This is a genomic window from Devosia sp. BK, from assembly GCF_032907385.1.
Lineage (GTDB): Bacteria > Pseudomonadota > Alphaproteobacteria > Rhizobiales > Devosiaceae > Devosia.
In genome coordinates, this window is record NZ_JAIMBX010000003.1 from 287,538 (window position 1) to 309,198 (window position 21,661).

At 60.1% G+C, this 21,661-nt stretch carries 21 protein-coding genes; 8 read left to right on the top strand and 13 right to left on the bottom strand.

All coding sequences use genetic code 11. The features are described from left to right. Nucleotide 1: 1 nt before the first annotated feature. Genes DevBK_RS16970 through DevBK_RS16980 form a run of 3 tightly spaced genes read left to right on the top strand, consistent with a single transcriptional unit; the run spans nt 2 to nt 1,687 of the window. Nucleotides 2–418, top strand: a complete 417-nt coding sequence (locus DevBK_RS16970; protein ID WP_062629949.1) for a phage holin family protein — start codon at nt 2–4, stop codon at nt 416–418. After that, nucleotides 418–1,461 carry a DUF3618 domain-containing protein gene (locus tag DevBK_RS16975; protein ID WP_317186290.1) on the top strand — a complete coding sequence of 348 codons (1,044 nt, stop codon included), beginning with the start codon at nt 418–420 and terminating at the stop codon, nt 1,459–1,461. The genes DevBK_RS16970 and DevBK_RS16975 overlap by 1 nt, the downstream gene beginning before the upstream one ends. After that, nucleotides 1,445–1,687: a hypothetical protein gene (locus tag DevBK_RS16980; RefSeq protein ID WP_317186291.1), complete on the top strand. Its 243-nt coding sequence runs from the start codon at nt 1,445–1,447 to the stop codon at nt 1,685–1,687. Before DevBK_RS16975 ends, DevBK_RS16980 begins: the two co-directional genes overlap by 17 nt. Before the next feature lie 42 nt (nt 1,688–1,729). Here the strand turns inward: DevBK_RS16980 and DevBK_RS16985 are convergent, their stop codons facing one another. From DevBK_RS16985 to DevBK_RS17045, 13 genes are all read right to left on the bottom strand, one after another. Beyond that, on the bottom strand, nt 1,730–2,431 hold the full coding sequence (locus tag DevBK_RS16985) for a TfuA-like protein (RefSeq protein WP_317186292.1): 702 nt from the start codon (nt 2,429–2,431) through the stop codon (nt 1,730–1,732). After that, entirely contained in the window at nt 2,428–3,579 is a 1,152-nt protein-coding gene (locus DevBK_RS16990; protein ID WP_317186554.1) for a YcaO-like family protein, read from the bottom strand. The genes DevBK_RS16985 and DevBK_RS16990 overlap by 4 nt, the downstream gene beginning before the upstream one ends. Beyond that, the gene (locus DevBK_RS16995) at nt 3,576–3,803 is read right to left on the bottom strand and encodes a hypothetical protein (RefSeq protein ID WP_317186293.1); all 228 of its coding nucleotides are present in this window, start codon (nt 3,801–3,803) and stop codon (nt 3,576–3,578) included. Before DevBK_RS16995 ends, DevBK_RS16990 begins: the two co-directional genes overlap by 4 nt. A gap of 11 nt (nt 3,804–3,814) precedes the next feature. Then, a complete protein-coding gene (locus DevBK_RS17000) occupies nt 3,815–5,449 on the bottom strand; it encodes a hypothetical protein (protein WP_317186294.1) in 1,635 nt (544 codons plus the stop codon). A 753-nt stretch (nt 5,450–6,202) separates the two neighbouring features. Next, a complete protein-coding gene (locus tag DevBK_RS17005) occupies nt 6,203–7,162 on the bottom strand; it encodes a nucleoside hydrolase (protein ID WP_317186295.1) in 960 nt (319 codons plus the stop codon). A 3-nt stretch (nt 7,163–7,165) separates the two neighbouring features. After that, nucleotides 7,166–8,683: a DUF5060 domain-containing protein gene (locus DevBK_RS17010; protein WP_317186296.1), complete on the bottom strand. Its 1,518-nt coding sequence runs from the start codon at nt 8,681–8,683 to the stop codon at nt 7,166–7,168. A gap of 10 nt (nt 8,684–8,693) precedes the next feature. Then, nucleotides 8,694–10,271 carry a DUF5060 domain-containing protein gene (locus DevBK_RS17015; protein WP_317186297.1) on the bottom strand — a complete coding sequence of 526 codons (1,578 nt, stop codon included), beginning with the start codon at nt 10,269–10,271 and terminating at the stop codon, nt 8,694–8,696. Between the two features lie 37 nt (nt 10,272–10,308). Next, the gene (locus tag DevBK_RS17020; RefSeq protein WP_061909287.1) at nt 10,309–11,133 is read right to left on the bottom strand and encodes an ABC transporter ATP-binding protein; all 825 of its coding nucleotides are present in this window, start codon (nt 11,131–11,133) and stop codon (nt 10,309–10,311) included. Next, entirely contained in the window at nt 11,130–12,041 is a 912-nt protein-coding gene (locus DevBK_RS17025) for an ABC transporter ATP-binding protein (RefSeq protein WP_317186298.1), read from the bottom strand. The genes DevBK_RS17020 and DevBK_RS17025 overlap by 4 nt, the downstream gene beginning before the upstream one ends. Then, on the bottom strand, nt 12,038–12,949 hold the full coding sequence (locus DevBK_RS17030; protein WP_317186299.1) for an ABC transporter permease: 912 nt from the start codon (nt 12,947–12,949) through the stop codon (nt 12,038–12,040). The genes DevBK_RS17025 and DevBK_RS17030 overlap by 4 nt, the downstream gene beginning before the upstream one ends. Continuing rightward, a complete protein-coding gene (locus DevBK_RS17035) occupies nt 12,946–13,947 on the bottom strand; it encodes an ABC transporter permease (RefSeq protein ID WP_317186300.1) in 1,002 nt (333 codons plus the stop codon). The genes DevBK_RS17030 and DevBK_RS17035 overlap by 4 nt, the downstream gene beginning before the upstream one ends. Before the next feature lie 72 nt (nt 13,948–14,019). Further along, a complete protein-coding gene (locus tag DevBK_RS17040) occupies nt 14,020–15,879 on the bottom strand; it encodes an ABC transporter substrate-binding protein (RefSeq protein ID WP_317186301.1) in 1,860 nt (619 codons plus the stop codon). Nucleotides 15,880–16,199: 320 nt separating this feature from the next. Continuing rightward, nucleotides 16,200–17,030: a DeoR/GlpR family DNA-binding transcription regulator gene (locus tag DevBK_RS17045; RefSeq protein WP_200940911.1), complete on the bottom strand. Its 831-nt coding sequence runs from the start codon at nt 17,028–17,030 to the stop codon at nt 16,200–16,202. Between DevBK_RS17045 and DevBK_RS17050 the strand changes: the two genes are divergently transcribed. From DevBK_RS17050 to DevBK_RS17070, 5 genes are all read left to right on the top strand, one after another. Further along, the gene (locus DevBK_RS17050) at nt 17,015–17,275 is read left to right on the top strand and encodes a hypothetical protein (RefSeq protein WP_317186302.1); all 261 of its coding nucleotides are present in this window, start codon (nt 17,015–17,017) and stop codon (nt 17,273–17,275) included. The two genes, DevBK_RS17045 and DevBK_RS17050, sit on opposite strands and share 16 nt — an antisense overlap. A 71-nt stretch (nt 17,276–17,346) precedes the next feature. Beyond that, entirely contained in the window at nt 17,347–18,180 is an 834-nt protein-coding gene (locus DevBK_RS17055; protein ID WP_410494100.1) for a transketolase, read from the top strand. Next, a complete protein-coding gene (locus DevBK_RS17060) occupies nt 18,180–19,139 on the top strand; it encodes a transketolase family protein (RefSeq protein WP_061909276.1) in 960 nt (319 codons plus the stop codon). The genes DevBK_RS17055 and DevBK_RS17060 overlap by 1 nt, the downstream gene beginning before the upstream one ends. Then, nucleotides 19,136–20,629 carry an FGGY-family carbohydrate kinase gene (locus DevBK_RS17065; RefSeq protein ID WP_317186303.1) on the top strand — a complete coding sequence of 498 codons (1,494 nt, stop codon included), beginning with the start codon at nt 19,136–19,138 and terminating at the stop codon, nt 20,627–20,629. Before DevBK_RS17060 ends, DevBK_RS17065 begins: the two co-directional genes overlap by 4 nt. Next, nucleotides 20,626–21,612 (top strand): sugar phosphate isomerase/epimerase family protein, encoded by a 987-nt coding sequence (locus DevBK_RS17070; RefSeq protein ID WP_317186304.1) that lies wholly within the window; start codon nt 20,626–20,628, stop codon nt 21,610–21,612. Before DevBK_RS17065 ends, DevBK_RS17070 begins: the two co-directional genes overlap by 4 nt. Nucleotides 21,613–21,661 lie beyond the last annotated feature (49 nt).

A 21,661-nucleotide genomic window follows, 5' to 3' on the forward strand; every position in this document is an offset into this window, starting at 1 on the left:
CATGTCGCAGGCTCAAGAAGGTCGCCCGCTTGCCGAACTGCTCGGCGGGTTGGTTGGGGATCTCTCCAATCTCTTCCGCAAGGAAGTGCAGCTTGCTAAGACCGAGGCCTCTGAAAAGGCATCTCAGGTCATGGGCGCTGCTGGATCGATAGCAGTTGGCGGCGTCTTGCTGCTCGGCGCACTCGGCGTTTTGCTGGCTGGTCTCGTCTCGCTCCTCGCCGCGTGGATGGTCAATGCGGGTATGGACCCAACGCTTTCCAACGCAGTCGCCGCCGGCATCGTGACGGTGGTAGTCGGATTGATCGGCTGGATGACGCTCTCGAAGGGGCTAAGCGCCCTCAAGGCAAGCAATCTCAATATGAACCGGACGGCCGCCTCGCTCGGCCGCGACGCTGACGTGGTCAAGGAGAGACTCTAATGTCGAGTGATACGGAACAGAAAAGCTCCGCCGAACTGCAGCGCGAAATTGAAATGCAACGCAATCGGGTGGAAAACACGATCGACGAAATTTCCGCCAAGCTTTCGCCGGGCCAACTCGTCGATGAACTCCTCGCCTATACCAAGGGAAGCGGCGGCGAATTCGTTTCAACCCTGCAACGCCAGGTAACGGCCAATCCGCTTCCCGTTGCCTTGCTCGGCGTCAGCCTTGCCTGGTTGATGGCAAAGCCCGCGAGTGGGGATAAGGCTCGCGCTCAAAGCGATCGTGCTTGGGATGATAGCATCAATCGCAACCGCGGTTATGCGGCGTCATCCGATATCGACGAAAACGATTATCCGGTTACGATCATTTCCGGCAGCAGCCTTCGTCGTCAGAGCTTCGCATCGGACGCGCAGGGAAGACGCATTAGCCGGTTCTCAGATGATGCCGGCAAAACATATTCGGCAGAGTCAGACGAACAAGGCAATCGCGCCAGTCATTTCGTCGACGAAGCTGGCAATCGCTTCAAGGGCTTTACCGACGCGACTGGCGCGCGCATCGAGCATTTCCGCGATGAAGCTGGAAATGCGCTGGAGGAAGCCAGCGGCTGGGCGTCCCACACCTGGCAGAGGGCGCGTGAACGCATGCATGATCTGCGTGATGCTGCAGGATCCGGCGTGCATTCAGGGCGCTCGCATGCTGGCGAGATGGCAGGCTCTGCCCTTCATGGTGTCGAAGGACTGCAGCATACTGTCTTGCATCAGTTCCGCGATCAGCCACTTGTTGGCGGTGCACTCGCCTTCGCACTTGGTGCAGCTCTCGGCTCGGCCCTTCCGCATACCCGCGAAGAAGACAAGCTGATGGGCGAAGCGGCAGATGCGCTGAAAGCCAAGGCAGGCGCGGCCGTGCAGGAGGGCTATGAGGAAGGCCGCGAGAAGGCCACCGAGGTCTATGAAACTGCCACGGAAAAAGCTGCTGAAGTCTATGGCCAAGTCAAAGACGGGCTTAGAGACAAAGGAGCCAATGATGGCAGAATACAATAGCGACGCACGGCATCAGCCGAAGGGCGATGATAATCGGCGGATTGCGCTGGGAATGGATATCGAGGTCTTCGCGGCTGAAGCTGGGCTGACCCGTGACCAGGTGCATGACTATGAGGCCACCAGCATAGACCACGCCTTTGACGAAGACGTGGCGGCCCGCTATCAGACCGCACTCGAGAGGCTGGAAGCCAACCCGCCAGTGTCACAGACTGTTCGGAACCAGTGAATGCAGAGTCAGATGGAGGTGTTGGATCCGATCGGATCGGGATCAACGTGCTTCTAGCAAACCCAAAAGCGCCGGTGACTGGCTTAGCGCCCAGTCACCGGCGCTTCTTTGCTCATTGTTTTTCAGCATTTCCGTGAGCAGCAGGCAGGCATCGTGTTGCTTGGTCCGAACGACATGGGTTTCATAGAGTGCGCGGATTTTTATGCCGCGGGCGATCTCGAAACTATACTCAGTAAAGAGCGTATCAAGATCGCGGGCGCTGAAGTGGATACTTTGCGCGATGGCCAGCATTTCAATGGATTCCGCAGCGGAGATTGAGCCATTGCGCTTCAAGCACTCTATCGTCGCGCGGACGTCCACAAGCGGTTCGGTAAAGGGTATAAAGTCGAACTCGGCTGGGCCGTGCAGCAAAGCGACGTCGGCATCATCGGTCAGATCGCCAGCGATGTAGGCGTGCGCAATGCTGCCGACTGGGATCATCCCGAACTGCCAGCATTCGGCAGCGCGTAGCGCGCCCATCGAGGCGGCGCCAAAAACCTGGCAGCCGTTGGACAATGCGTAAAGGATTTCTTTGTGCCAGACGGAGGCGCAAGAGCCGAAATAGCCATCGACGAGCCCGATATGTGTGGCGCCGGCTTCGACCGCGGAAATGAGGTCGCGCTGTGCTGCGGGAGGGGCAATGGTCAAGCCATTTGGGTGCGCGATGCCGTACAGGCTCGGTCCAGCGAAAACAATGCGGGTCATAGCGCCGTCATCGCTTTTATGGCGCGCGCGCCGGGCCGCCAGTGAACATTGGTCGGGCGATCTTCGAGCTTGGCCGAGAGAACTTTGACCACCGAGATGTCGGCGTTCGGTGCGGAAAGCGGGACGACGATGGGGCTGTCGCCGAGAATGTTCGGAAGTCGTGCAAGCTCGTTTTCTGACATTGCCGGAGGGAGACCCCGTTTGGGATGTACTTTTGCGATGAGCTTCGGCAGCCAGTCTGGAAGCGGCTTGGAATAATCACCTGGCTCAATATCGTCCCGGGCCCCGGCAATGTCGGAAATGCGGGTTTGGGCAGCTTCCTCAAGCGCGCCAAGAAGCGCTCTAACGGGCGAGGGATGAGTGCACACGCCGGAAGCAATATCGAAGAAAAGGGCAGGGGTTCCAGACCAAAGAAGTGCCATCATCGTTGGCACGCCGAGATCCGTGGTGAGATCGAAAACCAACACCTCGATCTCAGCGGCGCGAAACCGCTTCAGTGTGGCCAAAATGCAGGCATCGTCTAGGCTTGAGAGATCGAGGGCGGATTTCGCGCAATGATTGAGCGAGCGCAAAGCCCAGAGGGTAGAGGCGTCGCGCTCGAGCACCTCGAAAAATCCATGGGATATAGCTTCGGCCTCGCCAAAGCCCGCGGCAAGGCCGTTGGACGATTGGGCAAAAGGCAGTTTTTCTGGCGCGTTGGGCGCAATGGCGACACTGTCGAGAGGGACGAGAACGGGGTTTCTCGAACCGATGCGATAGCCGTAAAGCCATTGGATTTGCGTGTCTGCCGCACATTCAAAACCGCGCGGAAGTTGGCGGTCGGGCCAATGGAATGCCCGACTGTCGCGCGTTAGGTCCTCGCGTGAAGCTCTGACCCATGGCGCCTGAGGTCGCTCGCCAACTGCAAATTCGACCGCTTCCATAATAGCTGAAAGTTTTGCGGTCGCGTTGGTCGTTCCCTTGCCCTGATGCACCGAGAGCGTTTGAGAATTGGGACGGATGGCGGCATAGCAGGGGATGCCGATGATATCGAGATTGGTTTGTTGCGCGAGGCGCGTAATGCCAAACTCAGAAAGTCTCGGCATAATTAGAGACAGGGCCTCGTCTGGCTGATGCCGACGACGAAGCCCTTCCAGCCAATGAGTCAGCGTACGGCCCCGCCATCGAAGAAGAAGCGGCCAACCGCATCTTCGCGGCTTTCTACGGCAACGGCGAGATCGACGCCCTTGATCACCGCTGCGCCGCTCTGGCGTACCTTTGCGATGGCTTCATCCACGGAATCAGCCGACACTTTTTCAATCGCGCCGCTGTCGAGATCGATCAGCGATAATCCTGCTTCGCCGGCAAGACCCAGAAGTACAAACTTAGTCATCAGTTCCCCAATTACTTAAATCCTGCCTTGCGCAGGGCGTCGCGATAATGACGGCGGTGGGACGCGTCCCTCACCGGCAACACACTAATCCAGTCATCAAGCTTAAAGCCCGGATCCGTCTCTAGAAATCGTGTTCTGGCGAGATTCGCAAGGCTGTCTTGACCTGCCATTGCTGCACAGGCAGCAGTCAAACGCAGTACAGGCTCGCGATTTTTTACTTTTTCAAGGTGCTGCAGGGCTTCGTTATAATCACCGACGAAAAACTTGATGCCGGCAGACGCCCACCAATAGGCGTCTGGCGCCAGCGGATTGAGCTCGATGGCCAGTTCGATCGTGCTGTTGGCGCGTTTATCGAGGGAAGAGTGCATGAGGGTGTCGGCGAAGTCGCAGAGCATATCTGCATGATGCGGATTGAGCGCTTCGGCCTCGCTGAAGTGTTCGAGGCTGGTGGAAAAATCACCGGCAAAGAGGCTGGCGCGCCCGAGCATTTGGTGGGCGCCACCAAAGAGTGGGTCGACATCGCGAGCACGTTCGGCAGCGGCACGGGCGCGGCTGAGCACATCGATGTCGCCGCGGCCGCGCATAACCCATTCATAAATCAGCGATTGGGCGAAGCCGGCATGTGCTGGAGCGAAATTGGGTGATAGCGCAAGGGCTTCCTTAAAACTGTTCCGGGCGCGGCGGACGCTGGGAAGGTCGAGGATTTGCAGGTCACGCTGGCCATTGAGATAGTGGATATAGGCGTCTGGCTTGGCAGAGGCCTGGAAGGAACGAAGCTTGGAGCGTTCGATGGCATCGACCAGGCTGAGCGCGATGCCATTGGCAATTGCTGCAAACTGGATCGGGCCGGTATCATGATTAAGGACGATAGATTCGGCCCAGATCATGTCGCCGGTTGATGCCTTTTCAAGCATCAGCGAGAACTTGGCTCGATTGGCTGCGTATTTGGCGCCAATGCCGACCAGTTTGGTGGTGACGACATAGTCGGCACGCAGCATGGCTGACTGTCCCGCGACATCACCGATAATGATCTGCCGCGCGGTATGCGGGGCCAATATGGAAACCGAGCGCAGCCGGGTGAGGGCGATGGTTACGTCATCGACCATGGCTTCGGCCATGAACTGTTCGGCGATTGCATCGGTCATCGGCTTTGGCGGCAGAATGACAAGATGGGGGACGCCGGCGTGATCGCGCCCGGCTTGTGGCAATGGCGTCGTATCGATCGGTGTTGGTGTGTTCGGAACTGCAGAAATTGGCGCGAGTTCGCGCGGCGTCGGGAAATTCTTGTGGCCATCGACGAGTTGAATATCGCGCAAAATCCGCCGGGCCTCAGGCAGCTTTCCTTGCTTAATGAGGTCGGTCATCAATTCGCGTCGAAGGCTGACACTTGTAGGCGCAACTTCGATACTGCGCGACAGAGACGATTGCCGCAGTTCGGACGAGGCTTCGCTGATAGCCGCCAGAAGGGTTTCGACAAACTCGTCCTCAATGGCGCGCCGGTGTTGCAAAACCCATTGCCCAACGGGATCGCCGAGCGTGGGAACGCCTTGCAAAAATGGGCCCTGATATAGGGACAGCAGATCCTTGGCTTTTGCCGCAGATGCCCACTTGCCTTCCTTGAGCAAGAGCAGGTCCGTGCTGACCATTTCGTCTAGTTTGATGGTGTCGCCTTCTGCGTTCAGAACCCGAACGCCAGCGCCCAGTTCAAATTGGCGTACTCTGAAAATTAATTGCCGGAGATTTCGCGGGCCCTGGCCAGCAGCGGAGAGTGGCCAAAGGAAATCAGCCAGTTCACGCTTACTCGCCCGCTCCTGAGGCGATCGGACGAGAAACGCGGCAAGCGAAAAGGCTTTTTTCGGAAAATTAGAAAGATGAATGCCGTCTTCGGAAAACAGCGTCGGTTCGCCAAGTAAATTCAAGCGGGCCGTTGGCATGCGTTATGGGGTTCCGCATTTTTCGTGCTTCAAACAGGCGTTCCGCGGGCACTGGAAGCCTATCGAGGCGTCTGGGGTCAACATGGTTCAGCGTTATATCACCGTTACAGGATCGGCCCTTAGCGAAAAGTGACAGTTTTTAGTTTTCTAACAACACGATAGAAAGAAATGGCACAGCAGACGATGATTAGGGCGTGGATGACCTTCCCCTGCCTAGAGCTACGTCAACGCTGTGACCCTAGGGCCGTATGAATTCTCAGTGGCCGAGCTAGTGGCATGGATGCCGTACGGTAACGCCGACGGTCGGTGGTGGAAAAGGGGTTGACCTCCACCGAAAGGGCCCGTCTGCGGAACCGGCATCCATGCCACATCAGCTCCTTCGTCTTTCTAATGATCTGAGAAATCGACGCCGTCGCCGGGTCGCAACCGCCGTCTGCTCGATTGGCTTTGGCTCAATCTGCGTTATTACCGGTCGGCGTACAGCATCAGCTTGGCGAAAAAGTCGCCGAAAGTGAGCCGGTTGTCGATCTGGGTATAGACGCGGATTTGTTTGTCGTTGGTTTTGGCGCCATAGCTGCCGTCGTCACGGATCGCCAAGCGGTCATGCCAGACATAAAAACTTGACGATGGGTCAGGCTGAAAGGCCGATTGCAGGGCAGTGAGGGTCACAAGGGGACTGTCGCCCATGGCGTAGGTTTCCCCGAGGTGGAAATTGGCCTTTGCTGTCCAAGCCATGACAGTTTCGATCGCGTCTTGCAGATGGCGACCCAATGCGCCGTGCTGACCGATTGAAACCTGGAGTTCGGCATAACTCATGAGAACCTGCCGATAGACATTGCGGGGCACCTGCCAGATCGGCATGTCCGAATTGAAAACAACCTGCGCGGCGGGAATATCGATGCGCAGATTGTATTCGATGCTGTCCGCTGCCGGCGGCGGTTCGGCCAATCCAGGATATTCGGCGCCGCCGATCCAGACGAGAGTCATGCGTTTCGCAATATTCGGCTCGATGAGAAGAGCGCTCGCGAGATCCGTGAGGCCGGCACCGGCGCAGTAATAGAGCGGGAGATCGGTGTCGGTGCGATTGGCTTCGGCAATGATCGCGCGAGCAGCCGCGGTGTCATGCGGCGTGTCGATATTCGGTATCGCGGTCTCCGCACCGCGAATGACTGTGAGATCATTCTCGACGCCCATGACGCTCAGAAGTTTGCGGACAACCTTCTCTGCGTTGGCCGCCTGTTGTGTGCTCGGATCCCACGGATCCCCAGCAGACAGGTGCGACGGGACGATCAGAGGAATTTCGACTGATGGCGACAGGATATGATGAGCCGTCTGGACAAGGTCGTCGGGATCGCCGGAATAGTCATTGTCGATGATAACCCGAGCGCGGGGCGTAACAAGCGGCCAATCAAGTCGGTTGGGCATTGCTCAACCCGCCTTTGGACGGACGCGAAGCGCCAGATATGGGCGACCCGGAAGCTCGACTGCGAAAGCAGCGTCAGGCTTGCGGGGCCGAGTGACGCTACCGTGGCGGGTAGGGTGGTTGGCTGGAGCCGGAACGACGGTGGCCTTCTCCACGGTCATGTTCCAGGTGTCGATGATCTCTGCTTTGTACTGCCGGTCGTCCTGAGGGAGGCCCGTTGCCCATATGATGGGCTGGTGCTCGCCGAAATAGATGATGGTCGTGTCGCCATCGCGGGCGCCGGAAATCCGGTTCCAGGGAAAGCCCATCTTGGGATCGATCGGATCGAACCCGGATTTGACGCTTTCTTCCATCACTTGGCGCAAGAAGCCAATGCGCTGCCAGGCCGTGCCATGCAACTCGCCACCCTTAGCCCACCAGATTAGGTCGTCGGGGTGGCTATAGGTTTCGCCATGGCCTGCATAGCCGCCGCGCGTGGCGGTGATCCAGAACCGATGGACCAGCTCTTCGGCCGATATATTGCCCCAGCACTGAATGATGTTGCCTTCATATTCCGGCTCATCATTGACCACCGGCTTGCCATAGGCTTCCCGCCATTCGCCGGTGCGCTTCACATCCCAATTCTGGATGCAAGTGTGGGTCACCCAAGGCTTGGTGTGGTCGTAATTGGCTTCAGGATCGCCATTGTGGATGGAGCGGAGATGATCATAAGGATCGTTCTCCTGGATGACGGCGAAGAACCGATCCCACTGTTCCATGGGTTTGGTATCGAGGAGGAAGTCGTATTCGTTGGCGAGCGACCACCAGACATTGTGATAGGCGCCGAGCCGGGCGACGAGATAGGCGAAATAGCGATAATCCTGCTCTGCGCTCATGCCGGAATAGCCCCAGCGGTCATATGGGTGCAGCATGATGATGTCGGCCTGAATGCCCATATCGCCGAGCGCCTTCACCTGGTTTTCGAAGTGCCGGAAACTCTCGGGATTGGGCCGGTCGAAGTCGAAGCTGCCATCTGCCTTGCGCTGATAGACATCATGCAGCGGCTCGTTGACATTGTAGGGATAATCCTTGGGAAACACGCCCATGCGCAGCTTGTTGAACCGCGCCTTTGCAAGGGTCGAAAGCGTCTTCTCCTGCTCGCTTAGCGGTTGATGCGTCCAGGCGTAGCAGGTGGTGCCAAACGAGAGGAACGGCGTGCCGTCGGCATGGGCAAAGTGGAACTGATTGGCCACGTGCACCGGCCCATGGACCCCGGCCCGCGGTGCCGTTGCGGAAAAGCTCCCGGTCTTGCCAGAGAGAGCCGGCGCCGACGAACTGGTCTCGTAGCGCCATTCCCCTTCTGCATCAGGCATGAAGCGAATGAGATAGCGGCCCTCGCCATCGTAAAATCCCGGCACGCGCACGGTGCTGCTGCCCTGCGAAAACACCGCCGCAAGCTCCACCTCGAGGAAAGGATTACCCTTGCTCGGGCCGTCCAGTGACAGTTCGAATATATCCCAGACGGCTGTCGTACTATTGGTCATGGTCATCCCCTCAGGCGTCGACACGGTTGAGGCGCAGTGCCTGATAAGGCTTGGCCTTGAAGCGCAACACATCGCCGCGCTGCACGCTCTCGGCGATAACCGTTTCGGTCATGTCCCAAGTGTCGATCAGCGTTGCCCGATAGTGCTCGTTGGGCGGCACGGGCACGGCATATTCGCCCGGCTGGTTCTGCCCGAAATAGGTCAGGTAATAGCGGTGCGGCTGGCCTGCCGTTGCAAAAGGCGCGCCCACGCGCACCCAGCCTTCTTCACCGGGATTGGGGCTGATCAGCTCGCGCAGGTCCGCATGGTCGAGCCCGCCCGCCATCATGATTTTGTATGCGCCGGTCGTGGTCACCGGATCGAGCCCCTCTTCGGGCGCGGCCTCGAGAACTTTCTTCAAGAAGGCAATGCGCTCGACGCTTTCGCCAACCAGCTTGCCACCCTTGGCCCACCACAGGTTTTCGACGTCGTTATAAAACGTCTCGCCATGGGTCACGGAGCCACCGGCCACCGTGCCATCCCAGAACCGGTGCACCAGCTCGCGGCCCGATATATTGCCCCAATGCTCAGCGATATCGCCCTCGTAGCAGCATTCATCATCCGATACCGGCTTGCCGAATTGCTTGCGCCACAGCGCAATGCGATCGGTATAGGGCCGCTGAATGCTGACATGGGTGATGCGCTTGTCTGAATAGTCATAGGGCGCAAAACCATTATGCACCGAGAGCAGATGGCCAAATGGATCAGCCTCGGCGACAACGCCGATCATGCGATCCCAATCGGCCAGGGTCTTGTTGAACATGAAGTCATATTCATTGGCCATCGACCACCAGACATTGGGAAAGGCCGTCAACCGCGCCACGACATAGCGCAGATAGCGATCATCCTGCTCCGCCGACATATGGGCAAAGCCCCAGCGATCATAGGGATGGAGCAGGATCAGGTCCGCCTCGACCCCCAGCGCATTGAGATCGGCAATGCGCTTTTCGAGGTGCCGGAAATAGGCCGGTTCGATGCGGTCGCAATCGAACTCCCAGCCGCCATTCTTCATCGCGCCGTCCCACTCGCTGGTGCCGCGCTTCAGTAGCGCGAATGGGTAGAGCGGCGGCTCGTTCTGGTTGTAGCGATAATGCTTGGGAAAGACGCACATGCGGATTTTGGTGAAGGGCGCATCGGCAAGCGTTGCCAGCGTCTCTTCTTCCATCGCATCGCCCTGGAGGTTCCAGACATAGGCCGTCGTGCCGATATTGATGTAGCGGCTGCCATCAGCATAGCGGAAATGCTCGCCCACCGCGCGCACCGGCCCATGATCACCGGGCTTGGCTGGCCCCACATTGACCGAACCTTCGACCCCATCGAGCGCCGCGACATTGCTCGACGTCTGATACTGCCAGACCCCCTCGACCTGCGGCATGAAGCGTAGGCGGTAGACGCCGTCGCCGTCATAAAAGCCGGGCACCTTCAGCACTGTACCGCCCTGGCTGAACGTCGCCTCGAAGGTCACATCGAGAAAGGGGTTACCCGTCGAAGGACCATCGAGCGCAATCTCGAACAGGCCCCAAAGCGTTGCGGAAAGAGGATCACTCATGAATCAAATCCAATAGTCTTGGGTCTACAAAATGGGCTCAGCCAGCGCGGCTGACCCGCGGCCGCCAGCGGCTCTTGGTGGTGGGAATGGAGTCGAGCAGAAGCCGCGTATAGGCGTGGCTCGGATTGCTCATCACCGCGCGGGCCGGCCCGAACTCGACCACCTGCCCTTTGTTCATCACCGCCACATAGTCGGAGATGTAATAGGCCGTCGCCAGATCATGGGTGATGTAGAGAAAGCTCCGCCCCGCCTCGTCGCGCAGCCGCTTGAAGAGGTTGATGATGATCATCCGCCGCGAAGCGTCGATCATGCTGACCGGTTCGTCGGCAATGATCAGCTTGGGCTGCGGGATCAGCGCCCGCGCCACCGAAATGCGCTGCAATTCGCCGCCAGAAAACTGGCCGGTATATTTGCCGCGAATCTCGTCATAGTTGAGCCCGACGTTTTTGAGCGCCTCGTCCACCGCCCGATCGGCCTGTGCCTCATCGAGCCCAGCCACGCGCCGCGCCGTTTCATGGAGATAGGCATCGACCGGCCGGTAGCGGCTAAAAGCCTCGAACGGGTTCTGGAAGATCGGCTGCACGAGCCCCAGAAAATCGCGTTTCGACGGCGTCGCGCCGGACCCGGCCACCACCGTGTCATAGACAATCGCCCGGCCCGACGTCGGTGTTTCAAGCCGCAACAAGGTCTTGGCCAGGGTCGTCTTGCCGCTGCCCGATTCGCCGACGACGGCGATCACCACCGGCTTGTCGCTCTCGACGGTTATGTTGACCTCGTTGAGCGCACTGATGGATTTGCCGCCCATCAGGCCACCACGACGGTAGACCTTGTTGAGGTTTTCGGTCTTGAGAATGAGGGTCATGCCGGCACTCCCGCCGTCTCGTTCGCGAGCGAAACAAAGTGGTTGGGTTTGACCTCGACAAGGCCAGTCCCGACCCCAAAGGCACGATCGCCCCCTGCCCCTGCCGCACTGGCGATGACGCCGCGCATGCTGTCGTCACCGATGGTGGGCAGGCTATCGATCAGCATCTTGGTATAGGCGTGCTGGGGGTCGGCGAAGACGCTTTCGGTGTCGCCATATTCGACCACCTTGCCGGCATACATGATCAGCATCTTGTGGGTGACCTGATAGTGCACGCCCATGTCGTGCGAGACGACGAGGATGGTGTTGTTCATCTCCTCCTGCAGCTCCATCAGCAGCATCAGGATTTCCTTTTGCACCACCACATCGAGCGCCGTCGTCGGCTCGTCGGCGATGATGAGGCCGGGCTGGAAGAACGTCGCCAAACCAATCATCACGCGCTGCCGCATGCCGCCCGAAAGCTGGTGCGGATAGGAGGTCATGACCTCCGGCGGCAGGCCGAGCTTGCCGAGAAATGCCGTTGCCCGATCGAGCACGCGCTTTTTGTCACGATCGGTGCCAGGAAAATCGGTGAACTGCTTGCCGATGCGGATCACCGGATTGAGCGAGTTCATCGAGCTCTGCGGCACATAGGAAATGGTCTTGAACCACTCGTCGCGGATATTCGCCGTCGTGACCTGCCGACCGTCGGCGCCTTTAAAATCGTAGTCGATCGAGCCGCGCGAGATATACATCGGCGCCTGGATATCGCCGTAGATGGCTTTCATCAGCGTCGACTTGCCCGACCCGGATTCCCCCGCGATGCCCACGATAGAGCCCTCGGGAATAGTGAGGCTGACGCCGTCCACCGCATCGATGACGCGGCTGCCGATGCGATAGCTGATCTTGAGATCGTTGAGGCGGATCATGAGACACCCCGCTTGCTGGCAAAGGCTTGGTTGAAGCCTGTCGAGGTGAGGAAAAGCCCGAGGAACAGCGTCACCGTGGCAACGATCGGCGCGACGAGCCAGACATATTGGCCGGTAAAGAGGGCATTGTAGTTGAGCGCCCAGAAGATGATCGAGCCAAGGGTCGGCACTTCGACCTTCGAGAGCCCGATCACTGCCAGCGTCGCCTCGGTATTGATGGCAAAGAGCACCACGTTGATGAAACCGACCACCATATAGGCCGACACATAGGGGAAGATTTCCCGTGCTATGATTTGCAGCGTGTTAGCGCCGGAAAACCGCGCCATATTGATGAATTCGCGCTCGCGCAACGACAGCGCCATCGAGCGGACGGTGCGCGCATCCCAGGCCCAGCCGAAGATGATGATGATCAACCCGACCGTGAAGAACGAGGTATTGCCGCGGATCAGCGCGCCGAGAATGATCAAGATCGGCAAGAGCGGAATGGTGATGAACGTATCGACGATCAGCATCACGACGCGCTCGAAGCGCCCGCCGATATAGCCGGCGCTCAGCCCAACGATCGTTGCGATCAGCGTAACGCCCACCGCCACCAACACGCCAAGCGCCAGCGAATTGCGGATGGCAAAGACAAGGAACCAGAAGATGTCCTGGCCCAGGGAGTTGGTGCCGAGCCAGTGCACGCCGGACATCGGCAGGTTGCGCATGTAGCTCGCCTGGATCGAGGGATCGACCGGCGCGAACCAGGGCAGGATCATGCTGCCAAGGCCCATAACGACGAGAATGACGAGGCCAATGGCCAGCCGCGGATTGAAGAGCCAGACGAGGCTCCCCCGCCGCCGCGACTTGGCGATGGGCGCCGCCGGAACGGCCAAGACGATGGGATCGACGTCCTTGCTCATGCTCATTTGTGACGGATCCGAGGGTCGAGAAGAGGATAGATGAGATCGATGACGAGCCCGGCCGTGGCCACCGCGATGATAGAGAGCGTGATCGCGCCGTAGAGCACGTTATAGTCCCCGCCCGTCGCGGCCGTGCGCATGATAAGGCCAATGCCGGGATAGGAGAAAATCATCTCCGTCAGCAGAGCGCCGTTGAACACCATGCCGAGCGATAGCGCCAAGGCCGTCACCTGCGGCAGCAGCGCATTGCGGAAGACATAGCGCGTCATCCGCGTCCAGTTCGACGCACCCTTGAGCCTTGCATAGGTGACATAGGGCTCTTCGGTCGTCGCGACGGCCAGCGCCTTCATCGAGAGGATGTTCCACCCAAACCCGGCAAGCACCAGCGTGATCCCCGGCAACAGTGAATTGTAAAAGATCATGCCGATCTTTTCCGGCGTCATCTGCCCCACTGGGAAAGTGGGCGAGAGCGGAAAGATCGGGAAGATATAGGCGAGCAGCAGCAGCACCGTGACGGCGAGGATGTAATAAGGGATCGGGTAGAGCAGGATCCCGAGGAATTCGAGGATCGAAGCGGCCCGCTTCTTGTGGAAGTAGCCGGCAACGAGCCCAACCATGTTGCCCAGCACCCAGGCAATGAAGGTCGCCGTCAGCAAAAGCCCGAGCGTCCAGGGCAGCGCGTTGAGGATCATCGCCGAAACCGGCTGCGGGTAATAGGTGAAGGACGGCCCGAAATCGAACTGCAGCACGACGCGCTTCAGATACGACACGTATTGGCTAAAGATATTGCCGTTGAGCCCATAGAGTTGCTCGAGATTGGTGCGCATCTCGGCGATGGCTTCCGAGGTCAGCGTGCCATTGGCGCGGCTCTGAAGCTGGCCGATATAGCCGTCCACCGGATTGGTCGGCATGAGCCGCGGCAACATGAAGGTTATCGTCAAGCCAATGAACAGAACGGCCAGATAGAGGCCGAGGCGCTTGGCGACGTAGCGCAGCACACCCATGGGCGGATCCTTTTACGGAGAAGAGAAGGCAGGGCGGCGGAGGACGTGCCGCCCTGCCCGAAACCGGTCAGATTATTGCTGGCCGGTCGGTTCGATCGAGACCACGGTCTTCTTGAACGAGCTCCACCAGGTGTAGGGCGCGGCGTAGAAGTTGTCCTGCTTGGGGAAATTGGTCCAATAGGTCGAGTTCGTTGGGATCGTCGTCGGGATGTTCATCAGGTTGATGATCTGCATCTCGCTGGCGATCCGCATCGCGATGTCCTGCCCGTTCTGCACGAATTTCGGATCATCGAGCGGCAGCTTGGCGCCTTCGGCGACAAGATCGAGCACTTGCTGATCGGTGATGCGCGCATAGTTGCCGCTCAAGGGATCGTTGGAGTCGGCCGGCTCGATGTTTTCCGTGCGGAACTGGTTCCAGTTGCCAAGCCAGTTGGAGTTGTAGACGCAGGTATTGGACCAGTTGATCTGCAGCTCGTTGCGGGCATTGGTGTTCTGGACGGTGGTATATTCACCATTGTCCACCTGGCGCGCATTGACGTTGAACCCGGCCTGGCGCCAGCTGTCGGCAATCGAGAAGCCGAGGCGCTGGAGCACCTTGTTCCAATCGCCGGGTATGACGAATTCGATCACCCAGGGCGAGCCGTCGGGCATGGCATAGAAGCCATCGGCGCCCTTCTTGATGCCCACCGAGCCCAGAAGCTTTTCCGCTTCCGCCGGGTCGTGCTTCCACCAACCAGAGCCGAAGCCGGCATTGATGGCATCGCCCGTCGGCAGGAGCGAGGGATCGATGCCCTGCGCCTTAAGCGTTTCGACGAGAGTCGCGCTAAAGTCGGGATCGAAGGGCTTGTAGCCATCCCCGATCGTCAGATCCTGCAGCTTCTGGAGATTGGCCTCGTAAAAGATCGGGCCGGTGATCGGCGTATCGGGCAGCGGCAGGGCGGCAGCCTTAAACTGTCCGCTCATGGCCGAAATACCGATCTGCGAGAGATCGAGCGACAGCGCCAGAGCCCAGCGCACTTCCGGCATGTCGTAAGGCGCGCGCTGCTGGTTGATATAGACGCCATAGGAACAGGCGTCGTTCATATCGTGATAGGGGAAGGTCGGCGAGAAGGTCTCGACCTTGGGATTGCGGGCCTTGGCAGCATCGATGCTGTCCGGGCTCATGAAGGTGTCGACGTCGTACTGGTTCTGGACGAAGGCCAGCGCGCGAGTTTCTTCGGCGCCAAAGTCCTTATAGAGGATGAATTTGGGCTTCGGCATGCCGAGATTGCCCCAGCTCGACTTCTGCCAATCCTCGCGCAATTCCCAGAGCTGCCAGAAACCGTTGGGGTCGAATTCCTTGACCTTATAAGGCCCCAGGGTGACCGGCGGCGCATTCTGGAAGGTCACGACTTGATCGCCAAGCGGCTCGAAGACGTGCTTGGGCACCCAGTTGAAGGGCGTGCCCCAGGTATAGACGCCGAGGCGCGTCGTGAGATCATAAGACGGGTTCACCGTCTCGACCTCGAACGTATAGTCGTCGATCTTCTTGTAGCTCTTGAGATAGACCGTAACGCTCGCAACGTTGGTCAACTGCTCGCGATATTTGAAGGCCGTATCGAGCGAAAAGATGATGTCGTCGGTGGTGAATTCGACGCCGTCGCTCCAGGTGATACCCTTGCGGATCTTGATGCGGAACTGGGTGTGCTCGGGGTTGAGCACTTCGGGCATGCCATCGGCCATTTCGGGATAGGATTCACCGGTGGCGGTGTCCATTTCCCAGAGATAGCCCCAGCCCAGCTCACGGAAGCCCCGCCAGATGGCATAGGAATTGAGGGGGTTTTGTGCCGTCGGATTGGCGGAACGGCCATCGAACGTCTGCACGATCAGCGTTTCGCTGCGCGGGGTGCCGACATCGGTCATCGCCCCTTGCGCAAACGCTGTGGTGGTCATCAGGCTTCCCAGGAGCAGGGACGCCATCCAAGAACGGCTAAGCCGTGCCATAGTCTTCCTCCTTTGCTGGTCGCCACTGACGGGCTGACCAAAGACTCCGGGGCTGATCGGAGTTGGCAGACAACCGCTTCCGCTCGCGCTCCGGGGCAAACCGGGCGCGTCAAAACCGTGGCGTTTCGTCTGTATCCTCCCGCGCGTTCCCGACGCGGCCGCAAGTTTCGCGTTTTCGTTTTCGATTACTTGCGATTTCTAACGAATAGGATCGAGCCTTTCGCTTGTCAATGCCCCTCCGGCACACAAGTCGAAACGTTCGCAACCCATCAGGGCGCGACGATGACCTCGACGCCACGCCGCTCGAATTCGGCGCGATCGGCGTCGGATATGCCATTGTCGGTGATGAGTGTGTGCACCATCTCGACGCCGCCTAGCGCCGAGAACGACACGCGGCCGATCTTGGTCGAGTCGGCAAGGAGATAGACGTGCGAAGCGGCCTTCACCATGGCGCGCTTGACGTAAATGTCACCGATGGCCGGATAGGTCAGCCCCACATCGAAGGACACCCCAGCCGTCGCCAAAAACAGCTTTTGCGCATAGATGCCGACGAAAAACTCGACCGACTTCTCGCCGCTCAGCGACAGCGTCGGCGCCTTGAACTGCCCCGCTGGCATATGGACGGTATTGGTGGGGATGGCGCCGAGGATCAGCGCGATATTGAGCGCATTGGTGATGATGTTAAGGTCCTGACGAACCCTGAGATTTTCGGCAAATTGGGTGGTCGTCGTGCCGGAATCGATGATCAGCGTATCGTTGTCTGACACAAGGGCGGCAGCGGTTTCGCCGATGGCCTTCTTGCGATCCATGTTTTGCACATGTTGCAGCGACATGGACTGCACCTGCTGCGGAATGGACTTGAGATAGGCGCCACCATGCTCGCGGGTGATATAGCCTTCATTATCGAGCCGCTCGAGGTCCTGGCGGATCGTCGCTTCTGAAACCCCGAAGGCTGCCGACAGATCGCGAACCCGCGCACTACCCTCTTCCTGCAGCCATTCGAGGATGCGCATGCGCCGCGGCTCGGCCAGCAATTGCGGTTGCCCGGCACCGCCGGCAGACGCAGCACTCTTCCTGACCGGTCTTGGTTTTTGTGCCATCGTCATCATCCCCCGAATGCCGTTTATTTTATCGCGTTTGGGCCGCCGGCAGTGCGCTCTCGCCGCTTTTCCACGATTTAGATTTCTTCGCCGCAATCAGAAATCAAAAGAAAAACGAAAAAATCGAGAATTTTCCTTATTGCACGAAAGCGGGTGCGGCTGTAGCTATTCAAAAAACAAAGAACGGCGCAAGCTGGTCGGAGGAGTTCTGCAAGCGATCACCCGGTTCGGCCATTGCGCCGTAGACCGCGGGTTGCCGGCTGCGCCTTGGCGGATCACCTTGCGCCTTCCGGCTAGTCAGGAGGCCGCCTTGCCCGTGCCCGCCACACCTTTGAAAAACGATCTCGTCGCCGAGATTGCCGCGCAGGCGCTCTGGATTCGCCGCCGTAGTTTCCAGATGGTCTATGAGGCCCAGCAGGGTCACCCCGGCGGCGATTTCAGCGCCACCGACGTGCTTGCGACCCTCTATTTCGGCGTCATGCGCTACGATCCGAAAAATCCGCGCGATCCCAAGCGCGATCGCTTCGTCATGAGCAAGGGCCACTGCACCGGGGCCTTCTATTCGGTCCTCGCCCGCGCCGGTTATTTCCCCGAAGCGGACCTGTCCGACTACATGAGGCCATTGAGTAAGCTGAATGGCCACCCGAACCGCAATTACCTCCCCGGCGTCGAAACCAATACCGGCCCTCTCGGCCACGGCCTCCCCGTCGCTCTCGGCATCGCTATCGCCGGCCAGATCGACAATGCCGACTACCGCACGTTCGTCCTCACCGGCGATGGTGAACTGCAGGAAGGTAGCAATTGGGAAGCCGCGCTCACCGCCGGCCACCGCAAGCTCGAAAACCTCACCCTGATCATCGACCGTAATCGCCTGCAGCAGGGCGCCCGCACCGAGGACACCGCCTCGCTCGATCCGCTCGACGACAAGTGGCGCGCCTTCGGCTGGCATGTGGAAGTCGTCGATGGCCACGACCACGCCAAACTGCTCGACGTCCTCTCAAAGTCCCCAAAAGGTCGCGGAAAACCGCTCTGCGTCATCGCCAACACGTTCAAGGGCAAGGGCGTCAGCTTCATGCATGACAACGTCGCCTGGCACCATGGCGTGCCGACCAAGGATCAGTTTGAACAAGCCATGCGGGAACTCGTCTGATGAGCGCTGCTGTCCCCTCCAAAGCCGGCCTTTTCGATTGCCGCGACAGCTTTGCCAAAACCATCGAGGCTCTGGCCGAAGCCGATCCGCGCATCGTCACCGTCGTCAGCGATAGCGTCGGCTCCTCCAAACTCGGCGGCTTCCGCACGAAGTTCCCAGATCGCATGGTCAATGTCGGCATTGCCGAACAGACCCTCGTCGCCGTCGGCGCTGGCCTTGCCAACGGCGGCAAGGTGCCCTTCGTCTCGGCCGCGTCGTGCTTCATCACCGGCCGCGCGCTGGAACAGGTGAAGGCCGACATCGCTTATTCCAACGTCAACGTAAAACTGATCGGCCAGTCCTCCGGCGTCGCCTATGGCGAGCTGGGCCCCACCCATCACTCCATCGAAGACCTGGCCTGGCTCCGCCTCTTCAACAATCTCAAGCTCATCGTCCCCGCCGACCCCTGGGAAACCGAGCAAGCCATCCGCGCCGCCGCCGCCTTTGACGGCCCCGTCTTCGTTCGCCTCAGCCGCATGGCCGTCCCCGCCCTCGAGCGCCCGGCAAACGCCGTCTTCGAGATCGGCAAAGCCGAAACCCTCGTCGAAGGCACTGACACCACTATCATCGCTAACGGCACCATGGTCCACCGCGCCGTCGCCGCCGCCAAAACCCTCGCCGCCGAAGGCATCTCCACCCGCGTCGTCAACATGGCCACCGTCAATCCGCTCGACGAAGCGGTCATCGCCGCCGCCACCGAAACCGGCGCCATCGTCACTGTCGAAGAACACTCCGTCCGCGGCGGCCTCGGCGGCGCCGTTGCCGAGGTGGTCATCTCGACCAATCCCGTGCCCATGCGCATCCTCGGCTTCCCCGGCTTCGTGCCCACCGGCTCCGCCGATTTCCTCTTCGACCATTTCGGGCTCAACGAAACCGGCATTGCCGACGCCGTGCGCCAGACCATCGCGCGCAAAAAATGACCAGCGAGCTGATCCTCGCCATCGACCAGGGCACCACCAACACCAAAACGCTGTTGGTGGACGCCTCCGGTCGCGTCCTGCACCAAGCCTCGGTGCCCAACATCGTCACCTACCCACAGCCCGGCTGGGCCGAGCAATCGGCCACTGCATTGGTTGACGGCGTAAAGTCCGTCATCGCCGAAGTCGTCGCCAAGGCCGGCGACGCTGACATCGCCGGCATCGCCATCTCCAACCAGCGCGAGTCCATCCTTGTCTGGGACGCAGCAACCGGCGAGCCGATCGGCCCCGTCGTCATCTGGCAGTGCCGCCGCTCCGCGCCCAAATGCGACGCCCTCCGCGCCGCCGGCCATGCCGAAACCATTGAGGCCAAAACCGGCCTCGCGCTCGATCCGCTCTTCCCCGCCGCCAAGATAGCCTGGCTACTCGACAACACGCCCGGCGCCCGCGCCCGTGCCGAAAAGGGCGAACTCCGCACCGGTACCGTCGACTCCTGGCTCCTCTGGAATCTCACGGGCGGCGCAACCTACGCCACCGACCATTCCAACGCCTCCCGCACCCAGCTCTTCAATACCGAAACCCTGACCTGGGACGCCGACCTCTGCGCCCTTTTCGGCGTGCCGCAAAACATGCTGGCCGAGGTCAAATCCTCCGACACCAATTTCGGTGTTACGGCAGAAGGCGCCACCGCCCTCCCGGCCGGCACGCCGATCCTCGCCATGATCGGCGACTCCCACGCCGCCCTCTTCGGCCACGGTGTCCGCACCCCCGGCACGGTAAAAGCCACCTACGGCACCGGCACCTCGCTGATGGCCCTTACGCCAAACCGCCTCCGCTCCACCCACGGCATTTCCTCGACCATCGCCTGGAGCCAAAACGGCCAGGTGCAACACGCGCTTGAAGGCAATATCTCCGTCTCCGGCCAAACCGCCGCTTTCGCCGCCGAATTTTTGGGGCTCGCCGACGCCTCTGCCCTCTCGGCCCTCGCCGAAACCGTTCCCGACAGCAACGGCGTCGCCTTCGTCCCCGCCCTCGTCGGCCTTGGCGCTCCCTATTGGCGCGCTGATGCTCGCGGCACCATCACCGGCCTGTCCCTCGGCACCAAGCCGGCCCATTTGGCCCGCGCCGCCCTGGAAGCCATCGCCTTCCAGGTCGCCGATGTCTATTCCGCCATGGAGGCCGACATGGGCTCGCCCCTCGGCGAACTCCGTGCCGATGGCGGCGCCTCGCGCAACACGACCGTCATGCAGTTCCAGTCCGACATTCTCGGCCGCCCGGTCGCCGCTGCTGCCGCGCCTGAGGTCAGCGCCCTCGGCGCCGCCGCCCTCGCTTTCTCGTCCATCGGCATTTCCATGCCGGGCGTCCCCGCCGCCGGTCACTTCGCGCCCGCCATGGACGAAACCACAGCCCAAAAACATCGCCAGCGCTGGCAGTCTGCCGTGACCCAGACCCTGGCTACCCAAAACCAACAAAATTCCGGAGGAACCCCATGACCACCCCACGTTTCGGCGCCGGCATCTGGCACTTTGCGACTTATCTCGATCGCTACGCCACCGACGGCTACGGCCAGCCGCGCAACATCATCGAAGCCATCGACATCGCCGGCCAGGTCAAAGACCTTTCCGTCGTCGACCTCAACTGGCCCTACTTTGGCGGTGAATTCTCCGACGCCGAGATTAAAACCGCGCTCGACCGCAACAACCTCTCGGTTATCGGCATCACACCCGAGATCTACACCCGCGAATTCGTCAAGGGCGCCTTCACCAATCCGGATGCCGGCGTTCGTCGCCGTGCCCACGAACTGATCACCGACGCCTGCAACGTCGTCCGCTTTCATAAGGCAGACTACGTAAAACTCTGGCCCGGCCAGGACGGTTGGGACTATCCCTTTCAGGTCGATTACGGCACCCAGTGGCAGCGCTCGCTCGACGGCGTCGGTCAGCTCGCTAGCGAAAACCCCGACCTTAAATTCGTCATCGAATACAAGCCGCGCGAACCCCGCGTCCGCATGAGTTTTGGATCGGTCGCCCGCACCATTCTCGGCATCGAAAAGATCGGCCTCCCCAACGTCGGCATCCTCCTCGATTTCGGCCACGCTATCATGGGCGGCGAATCCGCTGCCGATAGCGCCCAGCTCGCCATCGACCACGGCCGCCTCTTCGGCATGGACGTCAACGACAACTACCGCTCCTGGGACGACGACCTCGTCGCCGGTAGCCTCCATCCGCTCGAACTGTTCGAGTTCTTCTACGTCCTCAAGAAGAACAACTGGAACGGCGTCTGGCAGCTCGACCAGTTCCCCTTCCGCGAAGATTCCGTCGCCACCGCCACTCACGCCATCGATTTCCTCAAGGCCGCGGCCAAGGGCCTCGACCGTCTCGACATCGACGCGCTCCAGGAAGCCCAGAGCCGTCACGACGCCATCGGCGCCATGAAGATCGCCCAAAAGGCTCTCTTTGGCGCTCTAGCGGAGTAGGGGGCAGTGCCGGGCTTTCGAGCCCGGCAATTTTCGCTGCCCCAAATGA

Bases quoted from the DNA above. Each gene is read 5' to 3' on its own strand.
- DevBK_RS16985 (WP_317186292.1), bottom strand. From the start codon at position 2,431: ATGACCCGCATTGTTTTCGCTGGACCGAGCCTGTACGGCATCGCGCAC.
- DevBK_RS16970 (WP_062629949.1), top strand. From the start codon at position 2: ATGTCGCAGGCTCAAGAAGGTCGCCCGCTTGCCGAACTGCTCGGCGGG.
- DevBK_RS17070 (WP_317186304.1), top strand. From the start codon at position 20,626: ATGACCACCCCACGTTTCGGCGCCGGCATCTGGCACTTTGCGACTTAT.
- DevBK_RS16995 (WP_317186293.1), bottom strand. From the start codon at position 3,803: ATGACTAAGTTTGTACTTCTGGGTCTTGCCGGCGAAGCAGGATTATCG.
- DevBK_RS17010 (WP_317186296.1), bottom strand. From the start codon at position 8,683: ATGACCAATAGTACGACAGCCGTCTGGGATATATTCGAACTGTCACTG.
- DevBK_RS17005 (WP_317186295.1), bottom strand. From the start codon at position 7,162: ATGCCCAACCGACTTGATTGGCCGCTTGTTACGCCCCGCGCTCGGGTT.
- DevBK_RS17060 (WP_061909276.1), top strand. From the start codon at position 18,180: ATGAGCGCTGCTGTCCCCTCCAAAGCCGGCCTTTTCGATTGCCGCGAC.
- DevBK_RS17000 (WP_317186294.1), bottom strand. From the start codon at position 5,449: ATGGTCAGCACGGACCTGCTCTTGCTCAAGGAAGGCAAGTGGGCATCT.
- DevBK_RS17020 (WP_061909287.1), bottom strand. From the start codon at position 11,133: ATGACCCTCATTCTCAAGACCGAAAACCTCAACAAGGTCTACCGTCGT.
- DevBK_RS17015 (WP_317186297.1), bottom strand. From the start codon at position 10,271: ATGAGTGATCCTCTTTCCGCAACGCTTTGGGGCCTGTTCGAGATTGCG.
- DevBK_RS17065 (WP_317186303.1), top strand. From the start codon at position 19,136: ATGACCAGCGAGCTGATCCTCGCCATCGACCAGGGCACCACCAACACC.
- DevBK_RS17045 (WP_200940911.1), bottom strand. From the start codon at position 17,030: ATGGCACAAAAACCAAGACCGGTCAGGAAGAGTGCTGCGTCTGCCGGC.
- DevBK_RS16975 (WP_317186290.1), top strand. From the start codon at position 418: ATGTCGAGTGATACGGAACAGAAAAGCTCCGCCGAACTGCAGCGCGAA.
- DevBK_RS17025 (WP_317186298.1), bottom strand. From the start codon at position 12,041: ATGATCCGCCTCAACGATCTCAAGATCAGCTATCGCATCGGCAGCCGC.
- DevBK_RS17030 (WP_317186299.1), bottom strand. From the start codon at position 12,949: ATGAGCATGAGCAAGGACGTCGATCCCATCGTCTTGGCCGTTCCGGCG.
- DevBK_RS16980 (WP_317186291.1), top strand. From the start codon at position 1,445: ATGGCAGAATACAATAGCGACGCACGGCATCAGCCGAAGGGCGATGAT.
- DevBK_RS17040 (WP_317186301.1), bottom strand. From the start codon at position 15,879: ATGACCACCACAGCGTTTGCGCAAGGGGCGATGACCGATGTCGGCACC.
- DevBK_RS17035 (WP_317186300.1), bottom strand. From the start codon at position 13,947: ATGGGTGTGCTGCGCTACGTCGCCAAGCGCCTCGGCCTCTATCTGGCC.